The sequence below is a fragment of the Paucisalibacillus globulus genome (genome assembly GCF_900184735.1).
Taxonomy (GTDB): domain Bacteria; phylum Bacillota; class Bacilli; order Bacillales; family Amphibacillaceae; genus Ornithinibacillus; species Ornithinibacillus globulus_B.
Map to the genome: position 1 here is coordinate 65,927 of NZ_LT855385.1, position 21,006 is coordinate 86,932.

The 21,006-nt window shown below is 34.8% G+C and carries 18 protein-coding genes; 6 read left to right on the forward strand and 12 right to left on the reverse strand.

All coding sequences use genetic code 11. The annotated features are described in order from the left end of the window. Window positions 1–302: 302 nt before the first annotated feature. The 5 genes from BN999_RS01465 to zapA form a co-directional block, all read right to left on the reverse strand. Window positions 303–710, reverse strand: coding sequence for a DUF350 domain-containing protein (locus tag BN999_RS01465; protein WP_096269619.1), 408 nt, complete (start codon window positions 708–710; stop codon window positions 303–305). An 18-nt stretch (window positions 711–728) separates the two neighbouring features. After that, window positions 729–3,068: an endonuclease MutS2 gene (locus BN999_RS01470; protein ID WP_096269620.1), complete on the reverse strand. Its 2,340-nt coding sequence runs from the start codon at window positions 3,066–3,068 to the stop codon at window positions 729–731. 34 nt (window positions 3,069–3,102) lie between these two features. After that, a complete protein-coding gene (polX, locus tag BN999_RS01475) occupies window positions 3,103–4,821 on the reverse strand; it encodes a DNA polymerase/3'-5' exonuclease PolX (protein WP_096269621.1) in 1,719 nt (572 codons plus the stop codon). 176 nt (window positions 4,822–4,997) lie between these two features. Beyond that, window positions 4,998–5,549 (reverse strand): CvpA family protein, encoded by a 552-nt coding sequence (locus tag BN999_RS01480; protein WP_096269622.1) that lies wholly within the window; start codon window positions 5,547–5,549, stop codon window positions 4,998–5,000. A 7-nt stretch (window positions 5,550–5,556) separates the two neighbouring features. Next, window positions 5,557–5,820 carry a cell division protein ZapA gene (zapA, locus tag BN999_RS01485; RefSeq protein ID WP_255247376.1) on the reverse strand — a complete coding sequence of 88 codons (264 nt, stop codon included), beginning with the start codon at window positions 5,818–5,820 and terminating at the stop codon, window positions 5,557–5,559. Window positions 5,821–5,983: 163 nt separating this feature from the next. Here zapA and rnhC point away from each other — a divergent pair, with 163 nt between their 5' ends. Further along, window positions 5,984–6,919: a ribonuclease HIII gene (rnhC, locus tag BN999_RS01490; protein ID WP_096269624.1), complete on the forward strand. Its 936-nt coding sequence runs from the start codon at window positions 5,984–5,986 to the stop codon at window positions 6,917–6,919. A 122-nt stretch (window positions 6,920–7,041) separates the two neighbouring features. Here the strand turns inward: rnhC and BN999_RS01495 are convergent, their stop codons facing one another. From BN999_RS01495 to BN999_RS01525, 7 genes are all read right to left on the reverse strand, one after another. Next, the gene (locus BN999_RS01495; protein ID WP_096269625.1) at window positions 7,042–8,487 is read right to left on the reverse strand and encodes an AMP-binding protein; all 1,446 of its coding nucleotides are present in this window, start codon (window positions 8,485–8,487) and stop codon (window positions 7,042–7,044) included. Window positions 8,488–8,576: 89 nt separating this feature from the next. Next, window positions 8,577–9,377 (reverse strand): SDR family NAD(P)-dependent oxidoreductase, encoded by an 801-nt coding sequence (locus BN999_RS01500; RefSeq protein WP_255247381.1) that lies wholly within the window; start codon window positions 9,375–9,377, stop codon window positions 8,577–8,579. Between the two features lie 73 nt (window positions 9,378–9,450). Next, window positions 9,451–10,308, reverse strand: coding sequence for a GNAT family N-acetyltransferase (locus BN999_RS01505; RefSeq protein WP_096269626.1), 858 nt, complete (start codon window positions 10,306–10,308; stop codon window positions 9,451–9,453). A gap of 88 nt (window positions 10,309–10,396) precedes the next feature. After that, window positions 10,397–10,846: an NUDIX hydrolase gene (locus tag BN999_RS01510; RefSeq protein ID WP_096269627.1), complete on the reverse strand. Its 450-nt coding sequence runs from the start codon at window positions 10,844–10,846 to the stop codon at window positions 10,397–10,399. Between the two features lie 254 nt (window positions 10,847–11,100). Further along, complete coding sequence (pheT, locus tag BN999_RS01515; protein ID WP_096269628.1) at window positions 11,101–13,527, reverse strand: phenylalanine--tRNA ligase subunit beta; 2,427 nt, start codon at window positions 13,525–13,527, stop codon at window positions 11,101–11,103. A gap of 13 nt (window positions 13,528–13,540) precedes the next feature. Continuing rightward, on the reverse strand, window positions 13,541–14,575 hold the full coding sequence (pheS, locus tag BN999_RS01520) for a phenylalanine--tRNA ligase subunit alpha (protein WP_096269629.1): 1,035 nt from the start codon (window positions 14,573–14,575) through the stop codon (window positions 13,541–13,543). Window positions 14,576–14,998: 423 nt separating this feature from the next. Continuing rightward, window positions 14,999–15,736: a TrmH family RNA methyltransferase gene (locus BN999_RS01525; RefSeq protein WP_096269630.1), complete on the reverse strand. Its 738-nt coding sequence runs from the start codon at window positions 15,734–15,736 to the stop codon at window positions 14,999–15,001. Between the two features lie 98 nt (window positions 15,737–15,834). Between BN999_RS01525 and sspI the strand changes: the two genes are divergently transcribed. From sspI to BN999_RS01550, 5 genes are all read left to right on the forward strand, one after another. Continuing rightward, window positions 15,835–16,056 carry a small acid-soluble spore protein SspI gene (sspI, locus tag BN999_RS01530; RefSeq protein ID WP_096269631.1) on the forward strand — a complete coding sequence of 74 codons (222 nt, stop codon included), beginning with the start codon at window positions 15,835–15,837 and terminating at the stop codon, window positions 16,054–16,056. Window positions 16,057–16,360: 304 nt separating this feature from the next. Further along, entirely contained in the window at window positions 16,361–17,944 is a 1,584-nt protein-coding gene (locus tag BN999_RS01535) for a DUF6583 family protein (RefSeq protein ID WP_096269632.1), read from the forward strand. Window positions 17,945–17,977: 33 nt separating this feature from the next. Then, a complete protein-coding gene (locus BN999_RS01540) occupies window positions 17,978–19,201 on the forward strand; it encodes an ABC transporter permease (protein WP_096269633.1) in 1,224 nt (407 codons plus the stop codon). After that, window positions 19,198–20,322 carry an ABC transporter permease gene (locus tag BN999_RS01545; protein ID WP_096269634.1) on the forward strand — a complete coding sequence of 375 codons (1,125 nt, stop codon included), beginning with the start codon at window positions 19,198–19,200 and terminating at the stop codon, window positions 20,320–20,322. The genes BN999_RS01540 and BN999_RS01545 overlap by 4 nt, the downstream gene beginning before the upstream one ends. Further along, on the forward strand, window positions 20,315–20,986 hold the full coding sequence (locus BN999_RS01550; protein ID WP_096269635.1) for an ABC transporter ATP-binding protein: 672 nt from the start codon (window positions 20,315–20,317) through the stop codon (window positions 20,984–20,986). Before BN999_RS01545 ends, BN999_RS01550 begins: the two co-directional genes overlap by 8 nt. The last annotated feature ends 20 nt before the right edge of the window (window positions 20,987–21,006 follow it).

Here is a 21,006-nt window from a genome sequence, read left to right on the forward strand (position 1 = left end):
ATATACTTAATTCTATTATAGCGACTAATTAGTATTTTTTGAAATCTTATTTTTGATTTTTTTGATATTTTTTTCAAATTCAAGTATATATGTTGATTCTATCAAGGAGATGCACGCACTATTCCAGTAATAAAAGTGGACCTGTTCTTGGTCACGCACTTGGCCAGAACAGGTCCCTCATAACTTAAAATATACTAAAATCAAAATCAAACACGAAATATAATACACCTACTAATACAAATAAAACCGCTACTCCAATACAAATCTTTGCTAATGTCTCTAACATGTTAATCTCCCTTATACTAAATAATACTTGCACCAATCACATATGATAACCCAATAGATATTATCATTGATATAAGACCAACGGCTTTATTTCCTTTTCCAATTTCTTCGTCAATACTTATGGTAGGGGTTAGAAACTCAAAAATAAAATAACCAAGTAAAAGTAATACAAATCCAACTGCTCCCCAAGCAATGCTTGTTAACAACATATCATTATGTTCGATTGAATAACGAAATATATTTGATATACCAAAAATCTTTCCCCCGGTAGCCATAGCAACAGCCATATTACCCTTTTTAATCTCAACCCAATTTTTATATTTGGTTACAAGTTCAAAGACTGCTAAGAATACAACTGTACAAAGAATAACGACGCTATAGCTTGCCGCTGTGTCTACTAACACGTTTTCCCAGAAGCTCTCCACTTTCAACATCCCCTTTCATTACCTAAATTCAACTACGGTTACGCCGCTTCCTCCTTCACCAGCAGCGCCTGGTCTCGAAGATGCAATACTTGGATGTTTTTTCACAAAATCCTGAACGCCTTTGCGAAGTGCGCCGGTCCCTTTCCCATGAATGATAAATACTTTTGGATAGCCTGCCAATGTTGCATCATCAACGTATTTTTCTAACTTCAACAAGGCATCCTCAAAACGTTCTCCACGTAAATCTAATTCTAGTGGCACATGATAATTTGATCCTTTTACAGTTGCCAAAGGCTTCTGATAAGTTTGCTTCGGTTTTCCTATTAATTGAAGGTCACTTCTCTTTACTTTGACCTTCATTATACCAACCTGTACTAGGTACTCTTTTTCATTTACTTTCTCAAGAACTGTACCGTTTTGATTAATGGTTAATAATTTTATTTCGTCTCCTGGATTTAAACTTTCCTTTGAAGTATTTAATTCCTTCTGCTCACTCCGCTTTGTAGATAATTGTGGTTGTGCTTCTTCTAGCATCTTTCTTGCTTCAATCCACTCATGTTCCTTTAGTTTCGCATCGGTTTTCATATTACGTATTTCACTAACAATTATTTCGGCTTCTTCCCGGGCTTTACTTAATGCCTTTTCGGCTTTTTCTTCTGCTTTTTTATATAATAACTCTCGTTTCTCCTCGAATCGTTTCCATTCTTCTCTGATTTCATTTCGTAGTTTTTCGCTTTCGAGTAAAATATTATGTGCTTCCTCATATTCCTTCTCTGCTTGGATTTTAGAATTTTCTAATGATGCAATCATATTCTCAACATTCTTAGAATCAAGTCCAATATGAGTCTTAGCACGTTCAATAATGGATTCGTCTAATCCAAGTCTCTTAGAAATCTCAAATGCATTACTTCTACCAGGGACACCAATTAATAACCGATATGTTGGTTGTAAAGTTTGTATGTCAAACTCCATAGAAGCGTTAATAACATTCTTACGATTATAACCATAAGCTTTTAGCTCTGGATAATGAGTAGTAGCAATTACTCTTGCATTTCTAGAAACAACCTCATCCAGAATAGACATAGCAAGCGCAGCACCTTCTTGCGGATCTGTTCCTGCACCAAGCTCATCGAAAAGTACCAGTGTACGATTATCTACATGTTTAATAATGTCCACTATGTTCGTCATATGTGAAGAAAAGGTACTTAAATTTTGCTCTATCGATTGTTCATCTCCAATATCTGCAAAGACATTCTCAAAGACAGCCATTTGACAACCGTCTAATGCAGGAACTTGAAGACCAGATTGTGCCATTAACGTACACAATCCAACCATCTTAAGTGTAACTGTCTTTCCACCTGTATTAGGTCCAGTAATTACGATTGAGGTATATTCTTTTCCAATTTCAATATCATTAGCTACGACTTCCTCTATTTCAATTAGTGGATGTCTAGCTTGTTGCATCTTTATATAACCTTGGTCATTTATAGTAGGTCGACTTGCTTTCATTTCCCTACCTAAATTAGCTCTTGCAAACATATAATCTACTTGAGCTAGGATACGAACATTCTCTGATAAAAAACTTTCTTCAGTTGCAATACTTTCACTAAGCTCCCTTAAAATCCGTTCGATTTCATGCTTCTCTCTGGCATATAATTCCTGTAATTGATTATTTAAATCCACAACTGCTTTAGGTTCCATAAACAAAGTTTGACCTGATGCTGATTGGTCGTGTACGATACCACCAAATGCCCCGCGATATTCATGCTTAACAGGTAATACATACCTATCATTTCGAATGGTAATAATTGCATCAGATAACATATTGCTTTTTGTTCTAGTATAGCTTTCTAGCTTTTCGCGAACCCTACTTTCATGAGTCCTTATGGAGGTACGAATTCCTCTAAGTTTCTCAGTAGCACTATCCATAACATGTCCATGGTCATCGATACAGCTCTTGATTTTCAATTCAAGATTGCGTAGCGGAATTATCCCCTCTACTAACTCTTTTAGAATAGGAAGTTCCTCTTCTAATCCATCAATAAAATCCTTTACTTGACGCCCTCCATAAATAGTATTTGCTATGTCTAAACATTCTGAGGTACTAAGTATGCCACCAATCACACTACGTTTCAGGCTAGCTCGTATATCAAATATACCACCAAGAGGTACAGGTACATTTAACCTGATAACTTGAGCTGCTTCATCTGTTTCTTCTTGTAATAGGATTACTTCTTCCAGATCAGTAGAAGGTTTTAAGCTTGCAGCTAAATCTTTTCCCAAACTAGTTTGAGCACGATTCATTAATCGATCTATAATTTTTTGAAAATCTAGTACTCGTAATATACGTTCATTCATTGACTTACTCCTTTTCAAGATGTCTATACGACTATCACTTATTACGATTGAAATACTGGATAAGTTCCTCTTTTTTCCATGTATTTAACACTGTATCTTTTTGCAGCCAACCTTTTCTAGCAACGCCTACCCCATATTTCATGTGCTCAAGCATATGATAACTATGTGCATCAGTGTTAATTGCTATTTTCACACCTGCTTCCTGAGCTGCTCTAGCCCATTCTGAAGATATATCTAATCGGTTTGGGTTTGCATTAATCTCTAGCGCCGTGTTTGTTTGACTCGCACGCTCGATTAACTTTTCCATGTTTACCTGATAACCAGCTCTTCTACCAATTAATCTTCCAGTTGGGTGGGCAATTAATGATACGTAAGGGTTTTCTAAGGCTGTATATAACCGCTTCATAATCTGTTCTTCTGATTGACTAAAACTTGAATGGATGGCAGCAATAACATAATCCATTTCTTTTAGAAAGTCATCAGAGAAATCTAGAGTTCCATCTGATAGAATATCCATTTCTACTCCTGAAAAAATATGAATATCGGTATACTTTTCGTTCAATTTAATAATTTCTTCACGTTGATTCCTTAATCGAGTTTCATCTAATCCATTCGCAACTCTTAGGTTTTTCGAGTGGTCAGTAATCGCAATATATTCATAGCCAATACTTCTAGCTTGATTTACCATCTCTTCTAACGTTTGTGCACCGTCACTCCATGTGGTATGCATGTGCAGATCGCCAATAATATCACTTAGCTCGACTAATTCCACTGGTTGCTTAAATGCATTAATCTCTCCAGTATCTTCCCTAACTTCAGGAGGAATAAATTCTAATCCAAAATGGTTAAAAAATTCTTTCTCAGAAGAAAAGGTTAAGATTTCTTCTGTTTCATCTACTTCAATGCCATATTCATTGATTTTTTCACCACGTGATTTTGCTAACTGACGCATAGCAACATTATGGTCTTTCGATCCTGTAAAATGATGTAATGTAGTAACAAACTCATTTTCTGATACCAATCTGAAATCAACATTAACATCATATACATCATCAATCGTTACAGAAACCTTCGTATCACCTTTCGCAATTACCTCCTTAATGTTAGGAATCTGTAGTAGCTTTTCCCTAACTTCATTTGGTAGGTCTGTTGCAATAATAAAATCCAAATCTTTAATGGTTTCCCTCATTCTCCTCAGAGAACCTGCTCTTGAAAATTGTTGGATGGATGAAATTTCACTTAAATAAGCTTCTATTCTCTCCGCAATTGGCAACATATAAGCAATAGGTAACCTATCAGGTCTTTTACCAACTTCATTTAGAGCCGCAAGTATCTTCTCAGCGGATTTTTTACCGAACCCTTGTAAGCTCTCTACTTTTCCGGTCTCTATTGCTTCCTTTAGGCTCTTAGAATCGTTTACACCTAATTCCTGATACAACTTTGCAAGTTTTTTGCCACCTAAACCAGGAACATTTAGTAATGGAATGAGGCCCTGTGGTACTTCTTTTTGTAGTTCTTCCAATGTGGTCGACTTTCCTTGTTGTATATATTCTATAATTACACCACTAGTACCCTTGCCAATCCCTTTTATTTCCGTAAAATCTTCAATATCAGTTAGAGAACGGTCGTCACGTTCCAATCCTTGTGCCGCTCTTCTAAAGGCCGAAATTTTAAAGGTATTTTCACCTTTTAATTCTAAGTATACAGCAATGGTCTCTAGTAATTTAATTACATCTTTCTTATTAATAGCCATTTACATCACCTGCTTTGATTATATTTCTACAGTCCTCTAGTAGAGGTATTCATTGAATCATAAACCTTTTAGGCTTTAAGAGGGCCAAAAAAAACAAGGCTAATTCAAGTAGGAGCTATCTGTATTGTACCGACCATACAACGATATTCCTAGTATTTGAATTAGCCCTTTTTTTATTAATTCATCATGGTCACCACATGGGTAAACCAAAGGTCTTTTATTTTTTCTGAGAAATAAGGTGTATTCTCCACAATGAATAATGCTACACTTGAATCATTTACCCATTCTTGGATCACTCCAAGTGGCGTTAATACTAGTATGTATAAGATAACAAAAAGAATTAAGTAAATTTCTAGGAATCCTAGAATGGCACCTAATATTTTATTGATAGAATTCAAGATTGGTAACGAAGCAATTACATCAATCATAGATGCAAAGATTTGCAAACCAAATTTTACGACAAAAAAGATAATTGCAAATGAAATTGCATTATAAAAAGCACTTTCTAAAGGTAATGCTTGCAGAAATTCTGCCCAAAGACTCTCATCTGATAATTCAGGATATGGTATCCAAAGTGCTAATTTACTTGAAAGATCATTATAAAATAACGCAGCAACAATAAATGCGGCTATGTATCCAATTAAATGTACAGCCTGAAGTATCAATCCCCTTTTGAGTCCCACTAGGAATCCAAAAATCAGTAATAATATAAGTATCAAATCTATCATGAGCCATTTATCCTCTTTCTTTTTTTATTGAACCTAGTAGTGTTGCATAGTCTTCTTTTAAAGTTAAATAATCATTCATTGAATTTATAGCAGTTAATACAGCAAGAGCTGCAGTATCAAGTGATGGATTTAGTTCATGGATTTCTCTCATTTTTTGGTCCACTAGACTAGCTACTAAACGAACATGGCTAGCTTCCTCATCACCAACAATCGTATAGGATCTATTTCTTATTTCAACTGTTACCCGAGTTTTATCTGATTTTTGGGTCACTGGGGTTAGCCTCCTACTTAATTCTAACGATTCTAGCATTTTTTTCTTATATTTTATCTTAACATGAAGATTACAATTGGGAAACTGTTCTCCCAGTTTTTTTTACATTTCTTTCTTGTCTATACTTTGATATAGTCAATATTGTAAAGAAAGGATGTAATCTATGTCTCAAAATGTCCATGTATTATCAATAGAAACTATCGAAAAAATGAAACAGTATTATCATAAATCATTAACTTCAACTCCACAAGGGGCAATATTCAGAGCAAAAACCAAGGATGCAGTAATAACCGCTTATAGATCTGGGAAAGTATTATTCCAAGGGAGTAATCCACTGGTTGAGTCGGAGAAATGGGTCAATATTCAAGGTTTACAAGCTAATGAATCAAAAGCCCAGAAATCTAAGGCAACAACCATTTACACACCACCAGAAACTTTATTTTCTTCTTCCCATATTGGATCAGACGAAGCTGGAACCGGAGATTACTTTGGTCCAATTACAGTTGCTTGTGCTTATGTAACATCATCACAAATCAGTTTACTTAAGGAACTTGGAGTAAAAGACTCGAAGAACCTAACAGATGATACTATTCTAAAATTAGCCAAGGAAATTGCTAACTTACGCATACCATACTCATTATTAATTTTACATAATCCAAAATATAACACCTTGCAAAAAAGAGGTTGGTCACAAGGTAAGATGAAGGCGATGCTCCATCATCATGCAATAAATAATCTATTAAAAAAAATTGGTGACAAAGCATATGACGGTATTCTAATTGATCAGTTTTGTGAGCCAGGTATTTACAAAAGACATATTGCCTCCGAGCAAGGAGTACTACCGAACAAAACCTATTTCATGACAAAGGCTGAAAGTTACTCCATTGCCGTTGCAGCTGGGTCCATAATTGCAAGAGCAAGCTTTGTAAAGGAAATGGATAAGCTCTCAGAAGAAATAGGCTTTGAATTAAAAAAAGGAGCATCAAAGAAAGTCGATCAAACCATAGCTAGAATTATACGAGAAAAAGGCGAAGAAAGCCTAAATTCATGTGCAAAAACACACTTTGCAAACACTCAGAAAGCAAGACAGTATTTGTAAAAGTGGTGCCTGTCACTCCCCGAATTTTGTAAGATTATGTCGAAGCAAAAATTACTAACCCCCTTGAAATTATCAAGTGAATTTTCAAGGGGGTTAGTCCAGCTCCACTATTCTATTAATCTTCATAAAGACCTATATAGATGTTCTTCTATTAATCTCTTCTTATCAGGCTTACCTAAAGGTGTATAAGGAATCTCGTTTACTATAACAATTTCCTTTGGCATTTGATACCTGGCTAACTTACTCTTAAGCCATATCCGAATATCCTGTTTCGTTAGTCCTTTCGTCTTAACAAACGCCTTTAACCTCTCTCCATATTCTTTATCTTCCATTCCAATTACCATAACATCCTCTACTTCCGGATGCTCAAATAAAACCTGCTCGACATCAAGGGGATAAACATTCTCTCCTCCCGAAATAATCATTTCGTCTGTTCGGCCACGCAGAAATAGGTAGCCCTTTCCATCGATAAAGCCTATATCCCCAGTTTTAAGCCAAGTATCATGTCTATTTTTCATAGACCTCATATTCTTCACTACGAATTCACCAACAACACCTTGTTTAACTCTTTTTCCATTACTATCCACAATTTTCAACTTAACACCTGATATCTTTTTCCCTAAGGTATTGGGTGAGTACTGTAAGTCTTCAGGGGTTGCAATGATATTTAAACCAGCTTCCGACGTACCGTATAAATTAAATAATACTCTCCCCAAGTTGTCGTAAATATCTTCAACTAATCTCGAGTTGAGCTTAGCCCCACCAGATGCAATACATCGTAATGATTTTAAATTACTAGGATTAGATTTTAACATCCTATCTAACATTAGAGGAACAACTGTAATGAATTCCACTTGGTACTTTTCTATTAATTTACAAGCCTTCCTCGCCTCAAACCGAGAAGTTATGACTAGCTTTTTTCCTAATGGTATAAACACTAATAAAACAGCAATACCATAGCCATGAAATATCGGGGTCCCGATAAAACCTGTTTGATAATCCGTAATCTTTAGTTTCTCTATTAAAGCAATATATGGTGATAAATAATTAAAAAGGGAAGGAATATGTCTTGCTTCTTTAGGTTTTCCAGTAGTTCCACCAGTTTGTAGGATAATTTTCCCACTCGAAAACCTTGGTATAATAGTACTTGTGTGTCGAATTACATTATGGTCAATTAATACTTTGATTCCCGAGTAATCCAATGTATGAACAAGACTATTAAATTCATCATCATATAAAATTGCATCATAATTACCGTATTTCACTAGGTTATTAAGTTGATCCACCCTCATATCCGTATTTAACAAATACATATCTGCACCCACACGAGAAACTGCAAAAATGGATTGTATTAGGGGAATATGGTTCCGGCAGAGTATAGCAACTTTTTTTCCATTTTGTAATTGCAGTGTGTGATAAAAATAACTCGCAAATATTTTTGACTTGAGGTATAGACCCTTATAAGTGATGGTAGATTCATCGTCAACGATAGCTATTTGTTTTCCATATCGTTTTGCCGCAACTTCTAAAATAGTCATTAAGTTAATACCCGTTCGAAATAGAGCCATTATTAAAAACGCTACACTTGAAGGTGTGAGTAATTTTATTTTATATAGTACAAGAATGAGTTTAATTACTTTAATTTAGATCCCCACCCCTATTTCAAAAATCGATAACCAAATTTCTCCCAAACTCTTCGAAGAAACAATGACAATACCTCTCCACCGAAGATCCACCATGGTTTAAAGCTTCTTTTCTTTTTATACATTGATTGACTTATTATTTGTGCAACATGATTTGGGGACATTGCCGGCTTTGTCTGATAGGTTTTAGTTGGTTCAATCATAGGTGTTCGGACTAATGGTAGGTAAATAGAAGTCGTGAAAATACCCCTTGCATTCAATTCAGGTGAAACGGATTGAAACCATGTATCGAAAGCTTGTTTTGATGCTTCATAAGCAGAAAAATAAGGAAAAGGAACAAGTAGCGTATTAATTGTGGATACATTTATAATCTGTCCATTACTCCTTTCAAGATTAGGAATAATAGATAATAGGATCTCAACAGGTGCAAAATAATTAATCGACATAGTACGTTGGAAATCATGAAAGCGGTCCAACGAATCATAAATAGATCGTTTTATGGATATTCCAGCATTGTTTACAAAGAAATCTATGTCAGTATCCAAATTATAAATAAAGCTAAGAAATCCCCTTCTATCATCCTGGTTTCTTAAATCTGCTTTATATACGCTTACTTTGGCAGTATTAATAGTCTTCTTTATATGTAGTAGTTTCTCTTCTCTTCTAGCAACAAGGATTAAATGGCATGTTAACTCACCAAGATAATAGGCCAACTGTTCACCAATTCCGGAACTAGCTCCTGTAATTACTATGGTTTTACCAGTTAATTCGTTAATTAGTTTATCTTTATTGATAAATTTCTTTGGGAATAGCACTTTTTCCAATAAGGTATTTCTACTCACCATTACCCCTACCCTTATAAAATCCAATAATTGTTATTAAGTTCCCCTACTTCTTACTGGCTAAAGGAATTACTACTGCATTACATGCTTTTTCATAAAACTCAATTGGCCCAGCCCCACCAATAATTGCATACTCGTATCCAGCCTCTTTCATATCTCTAAGACAATGATGGAGAAGAGAATATCCGACACCTTTAGTGCGATTAGATGTTACTACTCCCATCGGACCAAAATAACCTTTTTTATTTTGATAGACATCGTATGCTGCAAAACCTACAATACTACCATTGCTACTTGAGGCTACATATACAGTGGGATTGTTCAACATAAAAGCACCTTTTATCGTCGAAGCCCATTCTTTTGAAAAGTTTTCTTCAACAAAAGTAACTAACATTTTCTCATCATCCAAGTTAACTTTTCTAATCTGTTCGGTATTGAGTTTTGGAAAAGTATAATTACCAAGATGGGTAATCATATCTCTGGACGTTGTAGCTAAGGTTAAAATGAGCTCCCTTGTTTCCTCTGTGAGACAGTGTTCCAATACCTTTGTTGTCATTAGGGCTTTTAGTACATGACCTTCATTAATGAAGATTTGATTATACCGATTCATATAGCCTATAGACACTTCCAATACCTTGGCTACCTCTTCACTTACAAGACAATGAAAGAAATCTATTTCAACTGTATTATTAGATGAAGAACTTCTTGTATCGTCTCGTAGTAAATCTAAAGAGATCTCTACATGTAATGCTAATTCCCCTAAAGCCCCACCTTTTTCACTTAAGCAAGCAGTAAGAATATGTCCAGGCCGTAATACCCTATCTTTCGAATTAATGGCCTCACTTTCAGCTTTTTTTAATATTTGCTGTAGTCTACTAGTGAGACGAAATTTAGGACTACTCACTTATCATCACCTTCAATTCATTCCCCGCTAAATTATCTCTAAATCTAGTTAATTTCACGTACATTCCCATAAAACTCTCCATATCCAGTTATTTTCCTATAGCAAAGGAATATATTAAATGTTTAATGAGTGGATTTAGACCCTCTGGAAGTTGTGTTGGTTTAAAAAACTTAGCTTCTAATGTTTCAACACCATCGGCTTTTAACACTCCACCCACAACATCCTTTGAAATATATGCAATTGTTACTGGATAGAATTCATCCCCATTTGGTAACTTTACAAAGTGTTCTTTACCTGAAAACACATGGATTAGTTCCATTTTTCCAATTTCAATTCCTGTTTCTTCCAAAACTTCTCTTCGTCCAGCTTCTTCCGTTGATTCACCTAATTCGATAAATCCGCCCGGAACTCCCCATTGTCCGTCTCTTCTTTTTTGTAATAAAATGGAACCTTCCTCATTAATAACACCTACTGCAACACCAACTAAAATTAAGGGCTGATTTCCAACCTTTTCTCTTAGATCTTCTATGTATCCCAATTTTTCTTCCCCCTAGCTCTTTGCGTTCTATATTAATTTTACTTCATCATATGCTCATAGATACTAACAGTCTCTGAATGTGTTTGTTCCATTCAGCACGATATCCAAAGCACAGTTCGTTATTGGTATATTTCATTCTATCATAATACTCAGACTATTTTTATTCCTTTCTAATAAAATCAAAAAAAAGATTACATAGCCTATTTGACTATGTAATCTTTTTCAACAGGTGCCGGACACCCTCGTCATATAAATTATGATCTAACATATGCATTAAATTGTTTACTTACCGATTCAATGATTTCTTGGTAAGATTTTTCTACTTCTTCATCAACTAATGTTTTTTCCGGGTCTTGATATAGCAGATTATATGCTACTGACTTTTTGCCGTCAGGTAGATTTTCTCCTGTATATAGATCAAATACGTTAACCTGTTTTACTAGAGGAGCACCCATTTTAGCAATAGCTACTTGAACATCACCAGCATGGACTTCTTGATCCAAAACAAATGCGATATCTCTTGTTACAGAAGGATATCTTGGAATTTGAGTGTAACTTGGTTCATGATGATGTGCTTGAAGGACGACTTCTAAATTAATATCAAATACATAGGTTTCTTTTAAATCCATTTCTTTTTCAAGGGCTGGATGTAATTGACCCATGAAGCCAATTTCCTTATCACCTAACCACAGGCTAGCCGTACGGCCTGGATGCATATCAGGTAATTGGACTTGCTTAAATGTTATTGGTAATTCTAAGTGTTCAAATAGACCTTCTACAATGCCTTTTACAACATAGAAATCTACTTTTTTGTTTTCCATTTGCCAAGGATGTTCAAACCATTTACCTGTTAAGGCTCCTGAAAGTCTTAATTGCTCATTTGGTTGTTTTGTTAGTTCTTTTTCATTTGTAATAAAGATAGAACCAATCTCATAATAGCCCAAATTATATTGGTTTCTCGCAAGATTATAACTTATTGATTTAAGTAACTCAGGCAATACACTTAACCGTAAGTATTTATGCTCTTCACTCATTGGCATTGCTAAGCTAATCGGTTCTGGATTTAGATCTTTTATTTCATTACTAATAAGTTTTTGTATATAGGTTTCACTAGTTAAGGAATAGGTTCTTGTCTCTAAAAGACCTACACCCTCTAAGTAACTCTTCACCGCTCGTCTTAACAACTGACTCTTTGTTAACCCTCCAGCCGTTGCTGAACCAGTCGGTAACGTATATGGAAGATTATCGTACCCAAAGATTCTAGCTACTTCCTCTAGCATATCTTCAAATATGGTAATATCACCACGACGTGTTGGTGCAAATACTTTAAAGTGATGTTCATTACGGTCAAAATTAAACTGTAATCTATTTAGGATATTTCCAATCTCATCTGATGAAATATTTGTACCTAATCTATTGTTGATTGTATCAGTATCGATATCAACCTCTTTTTCAGAACGATCCAACACATCATACTCCACAACGCCAGACAACACTTTTCCACCTGCATATTTTTCTAAGAGGTGACATGCTCTGATACCTGCACGTTTCACACGGTTAGGGTCAATTCCTTTTTCATATCGTGTACTTGCCTCACTGCGTAACCCAGTAGCTTTTACTGTTTTACGAATGGATACAGAATCAAAATAAGCTGCTTCTAATAAGATATTCTTTGTTGCAATGGTTACTTCAGAGTTTGCTCCACCCATAACACCTGCAAGCGCTACAGGTTCTTCACCGTTTGTAATTACAAGATTCTCAGGATTTAATGTGCGTTCCACATCATCTAATGTGACTAACTTTTCATCTTGTTTCGCACTACGAACAACAATCTCTTTCGAATTTAATCTGTCGTAATCAAAAGCATGTAGTGGTTGACCATATTCTAAAAGCACGTAGTTTGTAATGTCTACCACATTATTAATAGGTCGAATGCCAGCAGCTAATAGATAATTTTGCATCCAAAGTGGTGAAGTTGTTATTTCGACATCCTTAATGACAAAAGCACCATAGTATGGATTTAAGTTTTCATCTTCCACTTTAACTGAGATGTAATCAGCCGCTTTCTCTTCAGTTGACGTTACTTCTTCACTAGGTAACTTTACTGGTTTTTCTAGTAAAGCTCCAACCTCGTAAGCTACCCCTAGCATACTCAAACAATCTGCACGATTCGGTGTTAAGTCAAATTCTAAAATTGCATCGGATGAATTTAGTAATGGCTCTACACTTTCTCCAACAGGGGCATCATTTGGAAAGACAAAAATACCTTCTGCATATTCTTTTGCAATATGTTTTTCGTCAAAGCCTAATTCTTGTAAGGAACAAATCATACCATTCGATTCGATACCACGAAGTTTAGCTCTTTTAATTTTAAAGTTACCCGGTAGTACTGCACCTGGTTTAGCAACAGCTACTTTTTGTCCTTGTCGCACATTCGGTGCACCACAAATAATTTGCAACTTTTCTTCCCCAACATCCACCTGACAAAGATTTAATTTGTCTGCATTCGGATGTTTTTCACATGATTCCACAAAGCCAATCACGACATTAGAACTTTTCTCTGCAACATATTCAATATTATCTACTTCAATCCCAGATCTCGTTACTTTATCTGCAAGTTCTTCTGGACTAACACCATCTATATCAACATATTCTTTTAACCAATTTAATGAAACTAACATTATTCATACCTCCTTAAGCTTGATGGAACTGTTTTAAGAATCGACTATCATTTAAGTAAAACTGACGAATGTCATTTACACCATATTTCAACATTGCAATTCTTTCAGGTCCCATACCAAAAGCAAATCCCGAATATACTTTTGGATCATATCCACCCATTTCTAATACGTTTGGATGAACCATTCCAGCTCCTAATATTTCAATCCAACCTGTTCCCTTACAAACCGAACAACCGTTACCGTGACATACTTTACAAGAAATATCCATTTCAACAGAAGGTTCTGTAAATGGGAAGAAACTTGGACGCAGACGAATATCACGGTCTTCTCCAAACATTTTTTTCGCAAATAGGTTGAGTACACCTTTTAAGTCACTCATTTTAACATCCTTATCAACATACAATCCTTCAATTTGTGTAAACTGATGAGAGTGTGTTGCATCATCTGTGTCACGACGATAAACTCTACCAGGACAAATCATCTTGAATCCTTTTTCACCTTTATATTCTTTCATAGTTCGTGCTTGTACTGGTGATGTATGAGTTCTAAGTAACAGTTCATTCGTAATGTAAAAAGAATCCTGCATATCTCTAGCAGGGTGGTTTTTCGGTAGGTTTAATGCTTCAAAATTGAAGTAATCCGTTTCTACTTCAGGCCCTTCTCTTACTTCAAAGCCCAAACCAATAAATAAATCTTCAATCTCTTCAATTACTTTTGTAAGTAGATGTGGTCCTCCAACTTTTGTTGGACGTCCTGGTAACGTCACATCGATTGCTTCAGCTTGGAGTTTTTCTTCTAATGCAGCATTTTCAAGTACGGTATTTTTTTCGTCAATTGCACTGGTGATTGTTTCACGTACTTGGTTGGCTACTTCCCCTACAATTGGTCTTTCTTCTGGAGACAGTTTACCCATTCCACGTAATACTTGTGTAAGTGAGCCTTTTTTGCCTAAGTAAGAAACTTTAATCGCCTGTAGTTCTTTTAGGTTGTTAACTTCCTGTATGTTTGCAAGTGCTTCTTGTTGTATTGCTTTTAATTGTTCTTGCATCCTTTTTACCTCCTAAATAGTTTTTTTATATTCCTAGTCAACTCCAAAAACAATGAGCATGATCAAGACATGACCATTTATATAAAAATAGCCTTATTGTTAAGAGCTTCTAGCAACAAAAAAAGCCTTCAATCCCTAGAAAAGGGACGAGGCTTCGGTCGCGGTACCACCCTTGTTGACACGAAAAACAAGTGTCCAACTTAAGTTTAAATAACGGATTTGATCCGGAACACCTTTACTAATAAAATTAGGTCCTAGTGTCAGCTCCAGAGTGAAAGATTAACCAGTATATGGTAGAAATGCTTACAGTCTAGGGCATTTCTTCCCTGTTATCCATATCATTACTGTTAACCGCTCTTTCATTGCTTTTTCTTATTTACATTTAGATTAAATTATAGTCATTATGCCTATTATTTGCAAGAATTATCCTTTAAGATGATACATTAGAATTCCTGCTGCAATGCTTACATTGAGGGATTCCGCTTTCCCGTATATAGGAATTTTCACAATTTCATCAGCTAATTCCAATAGTTTGGGGTTTATCCCGGCCCCTTCATTTCCTAATATTAATGCCACTTTTGAGTTAGTCTTTATTGTATGGTAATTTTTAGAATTGGTGAGTGCACTAGCCCAAATACTAAAACCATCCTTTTTCAAGTTAGGTATCTGTTCAAAAAGGTTCTCCTGAATCACTGGGATATGGAAAATTGACCCTTGGGTCGCACGAATTGTTTTATCATTATAGAGATCAACCGTACCCTCCCCAAGTATGACAGCATCAAAACCAGCAGCATCTGCAGTACGGATAATAGTCCCCAAATTTCCTGGATCTTGAATACGATCGAGTAATAAGTACAGTTTTCCACTTACCTTTTCCTGTCTATTAAACCCTAACACAGCTGCAATCCCCTGCGGCGACTTGGTTTGTGTAATATGTTGAAATACTTTTTGGTCTACTTCGACTACATTTTTTTCACCTATCCACTCAGGTAGTTCTACCCCATCTTGATAGATAATTTCATGTATGTCCCAGTTGCTCTTGATTGCTTCTTCGATTAAATGAAATCCTTCAATCAAAAAGGTTCCAGATTTTTCTCTATCTTTACGATTATGTAGTTTTCGCCAGTTTTTAACTTTATCATTTTTAATAGATGTTAACATTATTTTCATTCCTTATCCTTAATCTTTTACCATCATACATATTTAAGACTAATCTGGTCAAACTATCCATAGTTTAATCCAAATAAGGGGTGATTTATTTGAATTTGAATTTACGTAATGCAATTCTTTCCAATATTGCATCAAATGACCAAAGTCAACTTGAAGCAACCATTGTAGATGCAATTCAATCAGGCGAAGAAAAAATGCTACCAGGTTTAGGAGTACTTTTTGAGTTGATTTGGAATCAGTCTGACGAGCAAGATAAGCAAGAAATGGTCGAAGCATTAGAACAAGGAGTAAAAAACGCAACGACAAATTAATAAGCAATTGAAAACAAGGAAGGTATCGATATGATGCCTTCTTTTTTATTTCCAAAAAATAAGTCATTTTACCTAAGCTTGTCTAATATAATTATATATCTGATAATTCAAATCCTACTTAGGATAATGACATCAGGTCAAAAGGACCATTTTCATAATATCACCCATTCCATAATTAGGTATTTTTATTCATTTTGGTGTATTTAGAGCTTTTTGAATATTTATTGACTCTTTTTGCCCTTGGTGTTATACAATGAATGTATTGTATTTTTTATTATTTAGGAGCTTTGAAAGGGGAATATCGATGGTAGAAACCAATCATGATTTGGGACAGAAAAAGAAAGGATTTAATAAGGTTATTGCAATTATCGTTGCTGCTGCAGTATTACTATTAGGAGGAAGCGTAGCTGCATTTGTCCTATTAGATAACGATCCAAAAGTAAATTATTTTCTTGCAGAAAAAAATACTTATGACATGTTTGTAGAACAAATAGAAGATCGCTACGGTTCGGAGATAGATTGGTCTGAAAAATCTCTTGAAAAACCAATTGAAACTGTCTACGATTTATCAGCTGAATTAAACATGCCTCTATCACAGGGTACTGGCTTTATTTCTCCAGATCAAATCATTAACAATTCAACTATTACCGTAACAACTAACCTAGATCGCAAAGAAAAAATGGCCTCTGCTGAATTAATGGGTGGTTTCGGCAACTTTACTATCGAAGACATTAACTTTTATTTAACTTCTGAAAAGGTAATGCTTGGTCTACCTTTTATAAATGAAGTACTTCAACTAAAAGGTGATGATTTTGGTAAGTTGGTACAACAGTTTGATCCAATGACATTTACTGGCGAAGAAAAGTTGGATTTAAACATGCTATTTGAAGGTAATATTATTGCCGAGGAAGATGCAAAGTATCTGAAAGAGGAATATGTGGAAGCAATCTATGATTCTCTTCCAGACGAAGCATTCAAATCTACAGATGAAACAGTCAAAATTGGAAGTGACAATGTAAAGTCAGAAAAAATTACGTTCCAACTAACTGAAGAGCAAGTAAAGGAAATATTGAAAGATACACTAACCAAAATGTCTGAGGATGATAAATTTAAAGACATTCTTCTCAATTATATTCAAACACAAGGTACTGGACCATTTGTTTTTGGAGAAAATGCCAACTTAGAAATACCAAATTTTGAAGAGGAATTTGATATAGCTATCCAAGATGCTATAAATGGAATAGATAATTTCAAGGTTCCTAATGGATTTACTTCAACTATTTGGGTTGCAGAAGATATAATTGTTAAGCGCGATTTATCTTTAGAACTTGGACCAACTGAAGATCAATTAGCAACGGTATATCTAACTGGTAACTTGAGCAAAGATAAATCAGATTTATCATTTGATTATGACTTAGGTGTTGAGGAACAGGGTCTTGACCAATCCCTTACATTAGAAGGTACATTATCAAATGACAAGGGTGAGATTAATGATACCATTACCCTATCTATTCCTGACGGTCAACTAATCTATAAATCTAGTGAAACATTAAAAGATGGCAATAAAGATTTCAACCGTACATTTTCTTTTGTAGACGCTGCATCATATCAATTTGATCTAATCTGGTCTGGAAAAGCCGAGTACAATGGAGACAACATGAATTCCTCTCACGAACTCACTGTTGCTAGTGATGATATTGCCCAGGACCTAGGAGTATTATATATTGATAAAGAAGCTAAAGTATCGGATGGTATTGAATTACCGAAAGAAGACCAAGTAAAAGATGTTGGAAGCATGTCTGCGGAAGAGTTGATGACATACTTTGAAACAGAAGTTACTCCACAATTTGAAGAATGGTTAATGAGTATTATTGGATTTGGATTCTAATTTTTACTGCAACATATAAAGAAGGTGAACATAATGCAATTTTTAAAGCTTTTCACATTATTCACCAAAAATAATTTCTTGCAACTTAGGAGGAAGTGGCGATCACTTCCTCTTCTTTTGCTTTTTCCAATTTTACTAATTGGACTAGTTTCCATTATTTTTGTGAATTATATGACTAGTTTAGATGAGAAACCCTTACAGGTTGGTTTAGTTGATTTAGATGCAACACCAGAAACGGAAATGGTATTAAAACTGCTATCCGATTCTTCTCAGCTTGGTGACTTTATACATATGGAACAAGTAACAGAGAATGAAGCAAAAAGGAAAATTGACCAAAATGAGTTAATAGCATATATTCTTTTCCCTGAAAGTTTCACAAAGAAATTATATAATGGTGAATCTGTTGTTGTATCTGTTATTGGACACCCAAACCGTCAACTGGAAAGTTATTTCATTAAAGAACTAGTTGATAGTGCTGCTAGGCATATTAGCTCATCACAAGCTAATATCCTCACCATTAATTACTTCGCTAAACAATTGGAAATGAATTCTGAAACAAGGAATGAAATTGTATTAGAACAGTTTAACGAATTCTTGTTATATGCAATTGGGAAAGATAATCTATTAGACCAGCAAATGCTATCCAATAATGCAACTACCTCTCCAAAGGAATATTTTGGACTGGCAGCAGGATATTTCATCCTTATAATATGGGTTCTTTCAATATATCAACTCTTATTTAGGGAACGATCGAATGAAATCCAGACTAGAATGATGCTTTATGGGGTTACAGAACTCCAACAAATCCTTGCGAGAGTGGTAATCACATATATCACTACTGCGTTCTTAGGAATATTACTGTTCATTGGACTAATACATCTATTACATTTACAAATTCCTCAAGAAAATTATATTAGAATGTCTGTATTGTTAAGTATTTTTATCCTTACTTTCTTATTTGGATTAACCATTATTGAAACAATAATTAAATCTGTTAGAATACGATTACTCTTACAAATTAGTTTAACTGCTGTTTTGATACTTTTTAGCGGATCCTTAATTCCAGATATCTATTTACCTTTCTACCTGCAAGACTATTTACCATATATATTTTCTAATCAAACTTTCCATTGGTTAGAGGAGATCTTATTGAATAATAGAGTATTTGTTGATTATACTCCCCTAGTCCTATCCGTCTTTGTTGGGGCATTTACAACAATCGGAATCTCAACACTGAAGGAGCGTGTTAAATCATGATGGATATATTATTTACACGACTGCTTCTGTGGAGAAAAAAGGCTATCAGCATGTTATTCTGGTTACTCTTGCCTGCGATTGGTACAAGTCTTTTTATCACAACAGTAACTACCATTAAAGAGGATTCTAGAGTTCCAATAGGAATTGTTATAGGGGATGAGAGTGAATTAGCTACTCAATTAATAGATTCGATAGAAGCGTCCAAATTAGTTCGAGTATCCAAGTATTCAGAAGAAGAAGGCCTTTATAATCTAGAAAAGCACGAAATTGATAGTATCTTTGTCATACATGATGGGTTTGAGCAGGCTATTTTAAGTGGAAAACGAAATAATCTTATTTCTAGTTATCGAACAGAACTTTCATTTGCATATTCTCCAGTAAAAGAATTAATTGTTTCTCTTGTTCAGGAAGAAAGTGGTCGAGCCAAGGCTACTCAATTTATCCTTAATATGAAGGAGGAATACAATGGAAAAGAAAGCTGGACATGGGATGAAATTACGGATAAGAGTAAAGAAATTCAGATCGATGAAAACCTTCTGAATACTAGTTTTTCCTATTCTAATACTAATGAACCCGTTGAATCCCCCTCTCTTCTTTCTTGGGATACGTGGGGAGTATGGGCGATCTTTAGTTTACTAAGTGCATTATTCCTAATGGATTGGGCAATTCGAGAAAAATCATTAGCAGTTACGACACGGTTTTCCTTTATAAAGACAACTCAATTTAGTTACTACTTAAACAATATTTTATGCTATTTATTACTGTTTCTCTTATTTGATTTGATTAATGTAGTAGTCTTTACCATATTTTTAAATGAACCCTTATCAATACATTTTATCTTCGTTCTATTAACATTTCGAATTATGTTATGTTCGCTAACCTATTGCCTTGCACAATGTTTTAGCAAAACTGGAGTGTTTTATGGTTTCTCCATTATTATCACGTTAATTCTAGTTGTAATCAGTGGCACGTTTATCCCTATTCTGCCACATAATGATTTAATAGATTTTTTAAATCCACTCCAAGCCTTTATAAACGGAAATATTACAATCCTATGGAATATAATCGGAATCAGCATCCTTGCTATGGTTCTGTTTCGAAAGGAGACTACCAATGCTTGATGTACAATCATTAGTTAAAAGTTATGATAAAAATACTATCTTTCACCATCTATCCTTTAAGGTGTGGCCTGGTGAAATCATTGGTCTTGTCGGGGAAAACGGTGCCGGTAAATCTACATTATTAAGGATACTAGCCACTATAGATAAACCGGATAGTGGTAATATTAAATTGTTTGATTTTCCTTATGAAACAAACCGTAAAGAAGTGCGAAAATCCATTGGTTATGTCCCTCAAGATATTGCAATCTGGGAAGAATTATCAGTTAGGGAAAATATGATCTTCTTTGAGAAATTGTCACATAAATCAAAGAGCGAAACCCAACTTAGAGAATTATGCTTAGAAATGAATCTGGATAAATGGCAAGAACAAGCCAAGACTCTTTCTGGTGGTATGAAAAGGAAGTTAAATCTAGCTATCACACTTATTCATGATCCAGATATTTTATTACTGGATGAGCCTACTGTAGGAATTGATTTAAAATCAAAAATAGAGATTGGTTCTTATTTATTGAAACAGGCTAAAGAACATAACAAAATGATTATTTATACTTCACATGATATGGATGAAATAAACGAGCTCTGTGATAGAGTTATGTGCATCGGTAAAGATTTGTTTTATGAAAATATCCTTGTTAAATCAGGTAAGGAAATTATTTCTATCTAGTATTTTCATCAAAATATAGT

What these genes read in the sequence shown, in the direction of transcription:
- BN999_RS01470 (WP_096269620.1), bottom strand. Translation starts at nt 3,068, where the DNA reads ATGAATGAACGTATATTACGAGTACTAGATTTTCAAAAAATTATAGAT.
- polX (WP_096269621.1), bottom strand. Translation starts at nt 4,821, where the DNA reads ATGGCTATTAATAAGAAAGATGTAATTAAATTACTAGAGACCATTGCT.
- BN999_RS01480 (WP_096269622.1), bottom strand. Translation starts at nt 5,549, where the DNA reads ATGATAGATTTGATACTTATATTATTACTGATTTTTGGATTCCTAGTG.
- rnhC (WP_096269624.1), top strand. Translation starts at nt 5,984, where the DNA reads ATGTCTCAAAATGTCCATGTATTATCAATAGAAACTATCGAAAAAATG.
- BN999_RS01495 (WP_096269625.1), bottom strand. Translation starts at nt 8,487, where the DNA reads ATGGCTCTATTTCGAACGGGTATTAACTTAATGACTATTTTAGAAGTT.
- pheT (WP_096269628.1), bottom strand. Translation starts at nt 13,527, where the DNA reads ATGTTAGTTTCATTAAATTGGTTAAAAGAATATGTTGATATAGATGGT.
- pheS (WP_096269629.1), bottom strand. Translation starts at nt 14,575, where the DNA reads ATGCAAGAACAATTAAAAGCAATACAACAAGAAGCACTTGCAAACATA.
- BN999_RS01525 (WP_096269630.1), bottom strand. Translation starts at nt 15,736, where the DNA reads ATGTTAACATCTATTAAAAATGATAAAGTTAAAAACTGGCGAAAACTA.
- BN999_RS01535 (WP_096269632.1), top strand. Translation starts at nt 16,361, where the DNA reads ATGGTAGAAACCAATCATGATTTGGGACAGAAAAAGAAAGGATTTAAT.
- BN999_RS01540 (WP_096269633.1), top strand. Translation starts at nt 17,978, where the DNA reads ATGCAATTTTTAAAGCTTTTCACATTATTCACCAAAAATAATTTCTTG.
- BN999_RS01545 (WP_096269634.1), top strand. Translation starts at nt 19,198, where the DNA reads ATGATGGATATATTATTTACACGACTGCTTCTGTGGAGAAAAAAGGCT.
- BN999_RS01550 (WP_096269635.1), top strand. Translation starts at nt 20,315, where the DNA reads ATGCTTGATGTACAATCATTAGTTAAAAGTTATGATAAAAATACTATC.